A 12,428-nucleotide genomic window follows, 5' to 3' on the forward strand; every position below is an offset into this window, starting at 1 on the left:
CGCAACTGCTGTCCGGCAGATACCGCCCATCTCCTGTGAGAAGAGTGTCCATACCGAAGCCCGGCGGCGGCGAACGTCTGCTGGGCATCCCGACGGTGGTGGATCGCTTCATCCAGCAGGCGATGATGCAGGTATTGCAGGCACAGTGGGATAGCTCGTTCAGCGACAACAGCTACGGGTTCCGTCCCGGTCGTTCGGCCCATCAGGCAGTGATACAAGCCCGGGAACATATCGGGGCCGGGTATCACTGAGTGGTCGACCTCGATCTGGAGAAGTTCTTCGACCGGGTAAATCACGATGTGCTGATGAGCCGGATAGAGAAACGAGTATCGGATAAACGGGTGTTGTCACTTATCCGCAGGTTCCTGAATGTAGGGGTGATGGACGCAGGTCTGGTAAGGCCGGTGACAGAAGGAACGCCGCAGGGCGGCCCACTGTCGCCGCTGCTATCGAACCTGCTGCTTGACGACCTCGACAAGGAACTGGAGAAACGTGGTCTGAAGTTCGTGCGGTACGCAGACGACTGTAATGTCTACGTGAAAAGCGAACGGACAGGCAACCGGATCATGGCGGGGTTGACGCACTGGCTGAGCCATAAACTGAAGCTGAAGGTCAACGCGAAGAAGAGTGCTGTAGCACGCCCTGAAACGCGCAAGTTCCTTGGATACAGCTTCATAAGGGGGTGGAAGGTATGGTGCGTGGTATCGCCGAAGTCGATAAAACGGTTCAAAATGCGGATAAGAGCACTGACCGGACGCAACACAGGGAGAAGCCTTGAACAGCTAACCCAGCCGCTAAGACGATATCTGACGGGCTGGAAAAGTTACTACGGGCTGAACCAGAGGCCATCGCTGATGCGAGAGCTGAACGGATGGATAAGGCGCAGGCTGCGAAGCATACTCTGGAAACAGTGGAAAACGGGCCGCAACCGCTTCAGGGAGTTGCGCAGTCGAGGCGTAAGCAAGGACCTTGCGGCGCAAACAGCAGGAAGCTGCCATAAAGAGTGGCGGATAAGCTGTAGTCCGGCACTGAATGTAGCACTCCCCAATAAGCTGTTCTCCAGACTGGGCCTGCCAGAAGTATAGGCAGGCGACGATCAACATAACCGAACCGCCGTATACGGCCCCGTACGTACGGTGGTGTGGGAGGAAGCTGATCGTGAGATCAGCTCCTATCCCGATTTATCCCTGTAAGGCCTCTCCTCTTTTATCAATTTGGGTTGTTATCAAATCGTTACGCAGTGTTTGTGTTATCTTTAATATTCACCCTGAGGAGAATCAGGGTATCGCAACCCTGTCATTAAGGAGGAGCTATGTCGTCAACCCTACGAGAAGCCACTAAGGACACGTTGCAGGCTAAAGATAAAACCTACCATTACTACAGTCTGCCGCTTGCTGCCAAATCACTGGGCGATATTACCCGTCTGCCTAAGTCACTCAAAGTTTTGCTCGAAAACCTGCTGCGCTGGCAGGATGGCAACTCTGTTACCGAAGAAGATATACATGCGCTGGCAGGATGGCTGAAAAATGCCCATGCTGACCGTGAAATCGCTTACCGTCCGGCAAGAGTGCTGATGCAAGACTTTACCGGCGTGCCTGCTGTCGTTGACCTTGCGGCGATGCGTGAAGCGGTAAAACGTCTCGGCGGCGATACCGCGAAGGTGAACCCGCTCTCACCCGTCGATCTGGTGATTGACCACTCGGTGACCGTCGATCGGTTTGGTGATGATGAGGCCTTCGAGGAAAACGTGCGCCTGGAAATGGAGCGCAATCACGAACGTTATGTATTCCTGAAATGGGGACAGCAGGCGTTCAGTCGTTTTAGGGTGGTGCCGCCAGGCACTGGGATTTGCCATCAGGTTAACCTCGAGTATCTCGGTAAAGCGGTGTGGAGCGAATTGCAGGGCGGTGAGTGGATTGCTTACCCGGATACGCTTGTCGGCACCGACTCGCACACCACGATGATCAACGGTCTTGGCGTGTTGGGGTGGGGTGTTGGTGGGATCGAAGCGGAAGCAGCAATGTTAGGTCAGCCGGTTTCCATGCTTATCCCGGATGTTGTGGGCTTTAAACTCAGCGGAAAATTACGTGAAGGTATCACCGCCACAGACCTGGTTCTTACCGTCACTCAGATGCTGCGTAAACATGGCGTAGTGGGTAAATTCGTCGAATTTTACGGCGATGGACTGGATTCGCTGCCGCTGGCAGATCGCGCGACAATTGCCAACATGTCACCGGAGTACGGCGCGACCTGCGGCTTCTTCCCAATAGATTCGGTTACCCTCGATTACATGCGTTTAAGTGGACGCAGTGAAGATCAGGTCGAACTGGTCGAAAAATACGCCAAAGCGCAAGGAATGTGGCGTAACCCGGGCGATGAACCGATTTTTACCAGTACATTAGAACTGGATATGAATGACGTTGAAGCCAGTCTTGCCGGACCAAAACGGCCGCAGGATCGCGTTGCGCTGGCAGATGTACCAAAAGCTTTTGCCGCCAGTAACGAACTGGAAGTGAATGCCACGCATAAAGATCGCCAGCCCGTCGATTATGTTATGAACGGGCATCAGTATCAGTTGCCTGATGGCGCAGTGGTTATTGCCGCAATAACATCGTGTACCAACACGTCTAACCCCAGCGTGTTGATGGCTGCCGGGTTGCTGGCGAAAAAAGCCGTAACTCTGGGGCTGAAACGACAACCGTGGGTTAAAGCGTCGCTGGCTCCCGGCTCGAAAGTGGTTTCTGACTATCTGGCAAAAGCCAAACTGACACCGTATCTCGATGAACTTGGCTTTAATCTTGTAGGCTATGGCTGTACAACCTGTATCGGTAACTCTGGCCCATTACCCGATCCTATCGAAACGGCGATCAAAAAAGGTGATTTAACCGTTGGAGCGGTGCTGTCTGGTAACCGTAACTTTGAAGGGCGTATTCATCCACTGGTTAAAACCAACTGGCTGGCCTCGCCGCCGCTGGTTGTTGCTTATGCGCTGGCGGGCAATATGAACATCAACCTCGCTTCCGATCCACTTGGACATGATCGCAAAGGCGATCCGGTATATCTGAAAGATCTCTGGCCATCAGCACAAGAAATTGCTCGCGCGGTTGAGCAAGTCTCAACAGAAATGTTCCGTAAAGAATATGCGGAAGTTTTTGAAGGCACGGCGGAGTGGAAAGAGATTAACGTTGCGCGATCAGATACCTACGGATGGCAGGATGATTCGACCTATATTCGGTTATCGCCTTTCTTTGATGAGATGCAGGTAACACCAGCGCCAGTGGAAGACATTCACGGTGCGCGAATCCTGGCAATGTTGGGGGATTCGGTTACCACTGACCATATTTCTCCGGCAGGCAGTATTAAGCCCGACAGCCCGGCAGGGCGATATTTGCAGGGTCGTGGCGTTGAGCGTAAAGACTTTAACTCCTACGGTTCGCGGCGTGGTAACCATGAAGTGATGATGCGCGGCACGTTTGCCAATATTCGCATTCGTAACGAAATGGTGCCTGGCGTTGAAGGAGGGATGACGCGCCATTTGCCTGCCAGCGAGGTTGTCTCTATTTACGATGCAGCGATGCGCTATAAGCAGGAGAAAACACCGCTGGCGGTGATTGCCGGGAAAGAGTATGGATCTGGTTCCAGCCGTGACTGGGCAGCAAAAGGTCCGCGTCTGCTCGGTATTCGTGTGGTTATTGCCGAATCGTTTGAACGTATTCACCGTTCGAATCTAATTGGTATGGGTATACTGCCGCTGGAGTTCCCTCCAGGCGTGACGCGTAAAACGTTAGGGCTGAGCGGGGAAGAAAAGATTGATATTACCGATCTACAAAGTCTACAACCGGGCGCGACGGTTCCGGTGACGCTAACGCGAGCGGAGGGGAGTCAGGAAATTGTGCCGTGCCGTTGTCGTATCGACACCGCGACGGAATTAACCTATTACCAGAACGACGGTATTTTGCATTATGTCATTCGTAATATGTTGAAGTAACTGTGCTTTACTTGCCGGATGAGGGGCATCCGGCAAGCAGGCCGAATTTGCATTAAACGAGGATTATTTGTTCAGCAAATGGCCCATTTTTTCCGCTTTGGTATCGAGATAATGCTCGTTATTTGGGTTACGACCGACAATCAACGGCACGCGTTCAACAATGTTAATCCCTGCTTCGGTCAGAATTTCGACTTTTTTCGGGTTGTTGGTTAACAGACGGACTTCGTTGACACCAAGTAACTTGAACATATCGGCGCAAAGAGTGAAATCGCGTTCATCAGCGGCGAAGCCTAACTGGTGATTAGCCTCTACGGTATCGTAGCCTTGATCCTGCAACGCGTAAGCGCGAATTTTATTCAGCAGACCAATGTTACGTCCTTCCTGACGGTGATACAGCAAAATACCACGGCCTTCTTCGGCTATTTGTGTCAGTGCCGCTTCAAGCTGGAAGCCACAATCGCAGCGCAAGCTGAACAGGGCGTCACCGGTCAGACATTCGGAATGGACGCGCGCAAGTACCGGGGTATGCCCGGAAATATCGCCATAGACTAGCGCGACATGATCGTGTCCGGTTGCCAGTTCTTCAAATCCCACCATCAGGAAATCGCCCCAGGGGGTTGGCAGTTTAGCTTCTGCCACACGTTTAAGCTGCATGAAATTCTCCAGATAATGCTGGTTCTGTATCGGCTTATTTTGCCATAACGCGAAGGTGTTCACCTAATCACGACGCGTCAATCGTTCACTGAATGGCACAAATCTGTCAATTTTTCCAGGTCAGAGCATTTTCAGTTATGATTGTGAGACTTATAAGGAAGGAGAGACCATGCGTTCGATTGCCAGACGTACCGCAGTTGGAGCAGCACTATTACTTATCATGCCGGTAGCGGTATGGATTTCTGGCTGGCGTTGGCAACCTGGAGATCAAAGTTGGCTGTTAAAAGCGGCCTTTTGGGTCACTGAAACCGTCACTCAGCCCTGGGGCGTCATTACGCATCTTATTTTATTCGGCTGGTTTCTCTGGTGTCTGCGTTTTCGCCTCAAAGCCGCAGTTATGTTATTTGCTATTCTGGCAGCGGCAATTCTTGTCGGACAGGGAGCTAAATCCTGGATCAAAGGTAAAGTTCAGGAGCCACGCCCTTTTGTTATCTGGCTGGAAAAAACACATCATATTCCGGTTGATGAGTTCTACACTTTAAAGCGAGCAGAGCGCGGTAATTTAGTGAAAGAACAGTTGGCTGAAGAAAAAAATATCCCGCAATATTTACGTGCTCATTGGCAGAAAGAGACGGGGTTTGCCTTTCCTTCCGGTCACACGATGTTTGCCGCCAGTTGGGCCTTGCTCGCCGTTGGGCTGTTGTGGCCACGTAGGCGAACTTTAACCATTGCGCTCTTGCTGGTCTGGGCAACGGGAGTAATGGGAAGCCGCTTGCTGCTGGGGATGCATTGGCCGCGCGATCTGGTGGTGGCTACGTTGATTTCGTGGGCGCTGGTGGCGGTGGCAACCTGGCTCGCGCAACGTATTTGTGGGCCATTAACACCACCGCCGGAAGAAAATCGTGAGATAGCGCAGCGAGAACAAGAAAGTTAAAACTGGTTGAATTTCCGAATTTAACCCTCAAATCATCAACAATGATTGTGGCTACCATTTCGCAGACGTCGTGAAAATGGTACTTTAAAGGGCTATTGCGGTAAGTTGACCATAATTTATTCGCTCTAACCACATAACGGGAAGTAATGTGAAATATTTACTCATTTTCTTACTGGTGTTAGCGATTTTTGTGATTTCTGTCACGTTAGGTGCGCAGAATGATCAGCAGGTAACGTTTAATTATCTGTTAGCGCAAGGGGAGTATCGTATCTCTACTTTGCTGGCGGTATTGTTTGCTGCGGGGTTTGCTATCGGTTGGTTGATTTGCGGCCTGTTCTGGCTGCGAATTCGTGTTTCTCTGGCACGCGCTGAACGTAAAATAAAGCGACTGGAAAACCAGCTTTCACCTGCGACTGGCGTGGCGGTAGCGCCTGATTCGTCAGTAGCGAAGGAATAACTTTCTATGCTGGAGTTGTTGTTTCTGCTCTTGCCTGTAGCCGCTGCCTATGGCTGGTATATGGGCCGCAGAAGTGCGCAACAAAACAAGCAAGATGAAGCCAACCGCCTGTCACGCGATTACGTAGCAGGGGTTAACTTCCTGCTTAGTAATCAACAGGACAAAGCGGTGGATCTGTTCCTCGATATGCTGAAAGAGGATACAGGCACCGTTGAAGCCCACCTTACGCTCGGAAACTTATTCCGTTCGCGTGGCGAAGTCGATCGCGCTATTCGTATTCATCAAACCTTAATGGAAAGTGCCTCGTTGACCTATGAGCAGCGTCTGCTGGCAATTCAGCAACTGGGGCGTGATTACATGGCGGCGGGTTTATACGATCGCGCGGAAGATATGTTTAATCAACTGACTGATGAAACCGACTTCCGAGTTGGCGCATTGCAACAACTGTTGCAAATCTATCAGTCCACTAGTGAATGGCAGAAAGCAATTGATGTTGCAGAACGCCTGGTGAAGCTTGGTAAAGATAAACAGCGAGTCGAAATCGCCCATTTCTACTGTGAATTAGCCCTTCAGCACATGGCCAGTGACGATCTCGATCGCGCTATGGCCTTGTTGAAAAAAGGGGCGGCAGCCGACAAAAACAGCGCCCGCGTGTCCATTATGATGGGACGTGTTTTCATGGCAAAAGGGGAGTACGCAAAAGCGGTCGAGAGCCTGCAACGCGTTATCTCCCAGGACAGAGAGCTGGTCAGCGAAACGCTGGAAATGCTGCAAACCTGCTATCAGCAACTGGATAAAACTGCCGAATGGGCAGAGTTTCTCCAGCGTGCGGTGGAGGAGAATACGGGGGCAGATGCTGAACTGATGCTTGCCGACATCATTGAAGCGCGCGATGGCAGCGAAGCCGCACAGGTCTATATTACGCGCCAGCTACAACGCCATCCGACGATGCGCGTGTTCCACAAGTTGATGGATTACCACCTTAACGAAGCGGAAGAAGGGCGCGCCAAAGAGAGCCTGATGGTGTTGCGTGACATGGTGGGCGAGAAGGTGCGTAGTAAGCCGCGTTACCGCTGCCAGAAGTGTGGTTTTACTGCATACACGCTTTACTGGCATTGTCCGTCCTGCCGTGCCTGGTCAACCATTAAACCGATTCGTGGCCTGGATGGACTGTAATTTATAAAAAAAACTATCTTTAGTTACAACATACTAAGGGTTATTTTTACAAATAGCTTCGGTAACGCCTGAGCAGAAAAAGACTGGCAGGGGGAAAATCGTAACTGTTAATTTTTTATTTCCACGGGTAGAATGCACGCCGTTTACCTGTTTTGCGCCACTTCCGGTGCCCATCATCAAGAAGGTCTGGTCATGACGTTAACTGCTTCATCTCCTTCCCGCGCTGTTACTCATTCTCCTGTTGTTGTTGCCCTTGATTATAATAATCGTGACGCTGCGCTGGCGTTTGTCGACAAGATCGACCCACGCGATTGCCGTCTGAAAGTAGGCAAAGAGATGTTTACACTGTTTGGGCCGCAGTTTGTTCGTGAACTGCAACAACGTGGTTTTGATATCTTCCTCGACCTGAAATTCCACGATATTCCCAATACCGCAGCGCACGCCGTGGCAGCGGCGGCTGACTTAGGCGTGTGGATGGTAAACGTTCATGCCTCTGGCGGCGCACGTATGATGACCGCAGCACGTGAGGCGTTGGTTCCGTTTGGCAAAGATGCGCCGCTATTAATCGCTGTGACTGTACTCACTAGTATGGAAGCCAGCGATCTGGCCGATCTTGGTGTGACACTGTCACCGGCAGATTATGCAGAGCGTCTGGCGGCGCTGACGCAAAAATGCGGCCTTGACGGTGTTGTGTGTTCAGCCCAGGAAGCTGTGCGGTTTAAACAAGCATTTGGTCAGGATTTCAAACTGGTGACGCCGGGTATTCGCCCGCAGGGGAGCGACGCTGGCGATCAGCGCCGCATCATGACCCCGGAACAGGCGCTGGCGGCAGGCGTTGATTATATGGTGATTGGTCGCCCGGTAACGCAATCGGCGGCCCCGGCGCAAACGCTGAAAGCGATCAACACCTCGTTACAACGGAGTGCATGATGAGTGATTCTAACAGCCGTCTGGTCTACTCAACGGAAACTGGACGTATTGATGAACCCAAAGCGACCCCTGTACGACCAAAAGGCGACGGAGTGGTGCGCATCCAACGGCAAACCAGTGGGCGTAAAGGTAAGGGCGTATGCCTGATTACCGGCGTCGATCTCGATGATGCCGAACTGACAAAGCTGGCGGCTGAACTGAAGAAAAAATGCGGCTGCGGCGGGGCAGTAAAAGATGGAATTATCGAAATCCAGGGGGATAAGCGTGATTTATTAAAATCACTGCTTGAAGCGAAAGGGATGAAGGTAAAACTCGCCGGCGGTTAACAAAAAAAGCCACGGAAATATTTTCGTGGCTTTCGTTTATTTCACTGTGTGTATTATTCAGTTATTTCGTACTGAACCGAGTCAAGCGTATTATAATAGCGAGTTGCTAATCGACATTTATTTACGATTATTTACCGACCTGGTGACCGATAATACCACCAACTGCTGCACCACCTAATGTACCCAGCGTGCTGCCATCAGTCAGTACTGCACCGCCTAAAGCCCCTGCACCTGCACCGATTGCGGTGTTTCGGTCCCGTTTAGACCAGTTAGAACAGGCACTTAGAGACATTGCCAGTGTAATTGCCAGAACAGCCGCGGTCATTTTTTTGCTCGTTACAAACATAATACTCTCTCCTGAATTTATGATTCACGGAAGTAAGCTCTCTATAACTATAATAGTTCAGAATAGGCTATGTAAAATTATTCCGTGAAATCCTCTCGCGCGCAGGGTTATATCACGCAGGTGATAGTGACTTCCTGTTATATCGCTGATAATAAGTTTATAACGTTAGGGTGTTAATAACAGGTAAATAGTCTTAATTATCAACCAGGAATCATCTTAGTGCGGATGATTTGCGTTAGAGCAAATCATCCGTAAGGAAGGAAAGTGATTATATGTCAACGACGTGAACGATTAATTTACTGTGTTCCAAAGACATCAGATCGCTGGCGCTAATCTTTGAATCGGTTATAACGCGTTTGATTCTCTCAACAGGGCCGATGGAGTAAGAATGTACGGCACCAAACTTTGAGCTGTCAGTCAGGACAATGGTTTCGCACTCTTTTTCCAGTACAGCATTGACCACATCGGTACGCATCATGTCGCGACCTGTAAACCCGGTTTCAGGTTGCCAGCCATCGATACCAATAAATGCCTTACTGAAATGCACCTGTTGGATACACTGACGTGTCAGAGGACCAACCATACTTTCGCTTTTTTTCTGGTACACACCGCCAAGTAAAATGACTTCACAAGGGGCGTCTTTCAATAAATGCGCTATATAGCTGCTGACCGTAATGATGGTGACATTTTTCTTTTGCTCACCCAATGTGCGGGCCAGAAGGGCATTACTGCTGCCATTCTCGATAAAGATGGTTTCTCCCGCTTGAACCAGTGAGGCGGCAAACTCAGCGAGTTCACGTTTCAGCGTATAATTATTCATCATACGGGTTTCGACATCATCGCTATCAAGCGAAACAGCAAAACCATGTGCACGGCGTAGATAGCTAAGTTTTTCGAGGGTGTTGAGATCCTGGCGGATAGTAACTTCGGAAACTCCAGTGGCTTTCGCCAGATCGGTTACGCTAACCTGACCCTGGTCAATGACCATCTGTAGAATAGTTTGTTGTCGGGAATTCATCGCTGTAATTCTTATAACGTTATAATACTCAATAAAAAATGCTGACGCGCCGGGCATCCTTAAATAGGGAAAACTGAAAGCACGATTGTTAAATCTCCCATGGTGCCTTCGGGATGTCTGGCGTAGATGCAGCAACCTGGCGCAAGAGTTCTGCTTTAAGTATCTCAAGATTATGGATCGCAGAGTGGTAATCGCCTGCCACAAGGATATCTAACACAATATCAATACGTTCGGCAACGCGCTGGGCATCAAATTCAGACATCAAGGGTATCCTTAAGGCAAAAAAGGTGAAAATAAATAATGCAAAAATTGCCACTAAAAGAGAAGTGCTTAACGGCAAAGGTTAATTATCATTCACGAATACGATATGTAATGGAATTATATACCGTTAAATATATATATTCGTCTCTTTATGCGCGTTTCAGATAACGTTTATACCAGCGTTCAAACGCTACGGCGGGCATCGGTTTGGCAAACAAGAATCCTTGTCTCTCATTGATGCCGTTTTTGGTTAAAAAAGCATCTTCTTTTGCGCTTTCTACGCCTTCGGCAATAACCTGCAGGTTCAAGGCCTGAGCTACGGCGACAATTGCCCGTACCAGCGACTGTGAGACAGGTTGTTTGTGAATATCACGGACAAAAACCTGGTCGAGTTTAATGGCATCGATAGGAAATCGTGCCAGTTGAGAAAGGGAAGAGTAGCCAGTGCCGAAATCATCCAGGTGAACCTGTGCGCCTAATTGACTGAATTGCTGAATAACGGAAAGCGCCAGCTCGTCGTTTTCAATCAGGCAGCTTTCAGTCAGCTCGACATCAATAGGGCAATACTCAAATTTAAGTTCCTGGAGTACCTGTTTCAGGTCAGTGAAAATAGTTTGATCAGCGAGTTGGCGTGCTGAGACATTGACTGCCACCCGAAGATTGATGCCTTTATCTCGCCATTTTGCCACCTGGCGAACGACGTCAAGAATAACCCAACGACCCAGAGGCACAATCAGACCGGACTCTTCCGCATAGGAAATAAAGTCCAGTGGGGGAATTAGTCCGCGTTCGGGCGACTGCCAGCGCACCAGAGCTTCCAGACTGCGCACTTCACCGCGCCAGGTGATTTTCGGTTGATAGTGAATAACTAACTGATCGTTTTCCAGTGCTTTACGCAGGTTGGTATCCAACCACAGATATTCAAATACCCGTTGATTCATTTCCGGTGAAAAAACGCAAAATTGCCCTCGACCGCCTTCTTTGGCACTGTACATTGCCGTATCGGCGTGGCGAATAATTGCCGCACTGTCTGGGCCATGTTGCGGTGAAAGTGAAATACCGATCGAACAGCCAGTATAAACTTCGATTAAACCAATGCGAAAAGGCTGACGCAGGCGGGTCAAAATCCGCGATGCCATTGCTTCCAGGGCACTTTGTGAGGTGTTTGGTGCGAGTACCAGAAATTCATCGCCGCCAGAGCGCGCCAGTACCTGATCCGGCTCAAGACAGCTTAAAATGGCCAGTGAAACCTCGCGTAACAACTGGTCGCCAAACAAATGCCCGTAGGCATCGTTCACTTTTTTAAAATTGTCTAAATCGAGATAAACCACGCCGACTTTACTTTCATCCACCTGATTAATGGCGTGATCGATTAATTCCTGCATAGCGTTACGATTCGGCAGCCCTGTAATGCTGTCGGTGTTAGCCAGAATTCGCAAGCGCTCCTGGGCGTGGCGTTCTTCGGTGATATCGGTGCCGGAGCAGATTAAATAGATCTCATTTTTGCCGCTGCCGCTATGCACGAATTTGTTGCGAAACAGAAACAGCCGCTGGCCTTTACGCGTGGGTATCCAGATTTCTACCTCATATGCATTGCCGTTTCGAAAAAATCCACGGTTATTGCGCATGGATGCCGCAGCTTCACGACGACTCATAAACAGTTTAAACACACTTTGCCCGATGACATCGTGTTCTTTCAGCCCCGTGTACTCTTCACATAACCGGTTAAAACGCTGGATATTTCCCCGACTGTCCAGAATCACTATTGCAGAGTGGGCTTCAGAAACCACTTGTTCTGCAAAGGACAGTCCGTGTGATAAATCACGAGCTACCGCCGGTGTGTCATGCCATGCTGACGCGTTTCCACCCCATTCACGCTTATTGATTTTTCGTCCCACCAGATGAACAGAAAGATCACTCTCATCGACTGTCAGGCTCATCATCAGGCTGGAGGTGATAACCGTCATTTCCCGGATACGAGCAGCCTGTTCGGCAGATAACTGCAGAGTACGTTCAGGTTCCGTTGTTTCGGTGGCGGAAAAACGCAAAACATCACTGTTTTCCGACAACCGCCAGTATGGGTTGTGCGATCCGAGAAAGTTGTACAACGTTGTGGACTCCCTAATGGTTTTCATGATGCATACCCTCCGGTTAACAGCGGAGTCCCGCAGTTAAATGAACGGTTCATATGGCTTACATGAAATTAATGGCGGTTAAACGTATTGTTTTTTTTATATATTTATTTGTAATCCAGTTTTGGGAAAACGCCAGTTTTCAAACGGATGTCATTAAAAAAAATCTGCTGAGATAAACGAATGTGGGGGAAGGGAAAAGCAAA

The 12,428-nt window shown here is 49.8% G+C and carries 14 protein-coding genes and 1 pseudogene; 10 read left to right on the forward strand and 5 right to left on the reverse strand.

The annotated features are described in order from the left end of the window. Nucleotides 1-98: 98 nt before the first annotated feature. The 3 genes and pseudogenes from ESM_RS1000000129070 to acnA form a co-directional block, all read left to right on the forward strand. Nucleotides 99-611, forward strand: a pseudogene (locus tag ESM_RS1000000129070) (reverse transcriptase domain-containing protein); the annotation flags it as partial. Nucleotides 612-731: 120 nt separating this feature from the next. Continuing rightward, entirely contained in the window at nucleotides 732-1,085 is a 354-nt protein-coding gene (locus ESM_RS1000000129075) for a group II intron maturase-specific domain-containing protein (protein ID WP_237708219.1), read from the forward strand. 227 nt (nucleotides 1,086-1,312) lie between these two features. Beyond that, complete coding sequence (gene acnA / locus ESM_RS0109480) at nucleotides 1,313-3,988, forward strand: aconitate hydratase AcnA (protein ID WP_000099564.1); 2,676 nt, start codon at nucleotides 1,313-1,315, stop codon at nucleotides 3,986-3,988. 63 nt (nucleotides 3,989-4,051) lie between these two features. Here the strand turns inward: acnA and ribA are convergent, their stop codons facing one another. Then, on the reverse strand, nucleotides 4,052-4,642 hold the full coding sequence (gene ribA / locus ESM_RS0109485; RefSeq protein ID WP_001176295.1) for a GTP cyclohydrolase II: 591 nt from the start codon (nucleotides 4,640-4,642) through the stop codon (nucleotides 4,052-4,054). Nucleotides 4,643-4,811: 169 nt separating this feature from the next. Between ribA and pgpB the strand changes: the two genes are divergently transcribed. The 5 genes from pgpB to yciH all read left to right on the forward strand — a co-directional run bounded on the left by pgpB (nucleotide 4,812) and on the right by yciH (nucleotide 8,465). Beyond that, entirely contained in the window at nucleotides 4,812-5,576 is a 765-nt protein-coding gene (gene pgpB, locus ESM_RS0109490; protein ID WP_001256523.1) for a phosphatidylglycerophosphatase B, read from the forward strand. A gap of 148 nt (nucleotides 5,577-5,724) precedes the next feature. After that, nucleotides 5,725-6,033, forward strand: coding sequence for a lipopolysaccharide assembly protein LapA (gene lapA / locus ESM_RS0109495; RefSeq protein WP_000876278.1), 309 nt, complete (start codon nucleotides 5,725-5,727; stop codon nucleotides 6,031-6,033). 6 nt (nucleotides 6,034-6,039) lie between these two features. Continuing rightward, nucleotides 6,040-7,209, forward strand: a complete 1,170-nt coding sequence (lapB, locus tag ESM_RS0109500) for a lipopolysaccharide assembly protein LapB (RefSeq protein ID WP_000891363.1) — start codon at nucleotides 6,040-6,042, stop codon at nucleotides 7,207-7,209. 192 nt (nucleotides 7,210-7,401) lie between these two features. After that, a complete protein-coding gene (gene pyrF, locus ESM_RS0109505; RefSeq protein WP_000176253.1) occupies nucleotides 7,402-8,139 on the forward strand; it encodes an orotidine-5'-phosphate decarboxylase in 738 nt (245 codons plus the stop codon). Next, nucleotides 8,139-8,465 carry a stress response translation initiation inhibitor YciH gene (gene yciH, locus ESM_RS0109510; protein ID WP_010377698.1) on the forward strand — a complete coding sequence of 109 codons (327 nt, stop codon included), beginning with the start codon at nucleotides 8,139-8,141 and terminating at the stop codon, nucleotides 8,463-8,465. The genes pyrF and yciH overlap by 1 nt, the downstream gene beginning before the upstream one ends. Nucleotides 8,466-8,592: 127 nt before the next feature. Here the strand turns inward: yciH and osmB are convergent, their stop codons facing one another. From osmB to ESM_RS01000000124485, 3 genes are all read right to left on the reverse strand, one after another. Beyond that, the gene (gene osmB, locus ESM_RS0109515; protein WP_000498252.1) at nucleotides 8,593-8,811 is read right to left on the reverse strand and encodes an osmotically-inducible lipoprotein OsmB; all 219 of its coding nucleotides are present in this window, start codon (nucleotides 8,809-8,811) and stop codon (nucleotides 8,593-8,595) included. 268 nt (nucleotides 8,812-9,079) lie between these two features. Continuing rightward, a complete protein-coding gene (gene yciT, locus ESM_RS0109520; RefSeq protein WP_001088603.1) occupies nucleotides 9,080-9,829 on the reverse strand; it encodes a DNA-binding transcriptional regulator YciT in 750 nt (249 codons plus the stop codon). 88 nt (nucleotides 9,830-9,917) lie between these two features. Beyond that, the gene (locus tag ESM_RS01000000124485) at nucleotides 9,918-10,091 is read right to left on the reverse strand and encodes a YciZ family protein (RefSeq protein ID WP_001288366.1); all 174 of its coding nucleotides are present in this window, start codon (nucleotides 10,089-10,091) and stop codon (nucleotides 9,918-9,920) included. A 38-nt stretch (nucleotides 10,092-10,129) separates the two neighbouring features. Here ESM_RS01000000124485 and ESM_RS1000000129080 point away from each other — a divergent pair, with 38 nt between their 5' ends. Continuing rightward, a complete protein-coding gene (locus ESM_RS1000000129080) occupies nucleotides 10,130-10,258 on the forward strand; it encodes a hypothetical protein (protein ID WP_214678595.1) in 129 nt (42 codons plus the stop codon). Here the strand turns inward: ESM_RS1000000129080 and pdeR are convergent. After that, nucleotides 10,240-12,225: a cyclic di-GMP phosphodiesterase gene (gene pdeR / locus ESM_RS0109530; protein ID WP_000849463.1), complete on the reverse strand. Its 1,986-nt coding sequence runs from the start codon at nucleotides 12,223-12,225 to the stop codon at nucleotides 10,240-10,242. The two genes, ESM_RS1000000129080 and pdeR, sit on opposite strands and share 19 nt — an antisense overlap. A gap of 53 nt (nucleotides 12,226-12,278) precedes the next feature. On the opposite strand from pdeR, the gene ESM_RS01000000124490 reads away from it, so the two are divergent. After that, a complete protein-coding gene (locus tag ESM_RS01000000124490) occupies nucleotides 12,279-12,401 on the forward strand; it encodes a hypothetical protein (protein WP_000323866.1) in 123 nt (40 codons plus the stop codon). Nucleotides 12,402-12,428: the final 27 nt, after the last annotated feature.

The organism is Escherichia sp. TW09308 (assembly GCF_000208565.1).
Classification (GTDB): Bacteria; Pseudomonadota; Gammaproteobacteria; order Enterobacterales; family Enterobacteriaceae; genus Escherichia; species Escherichia marmotae.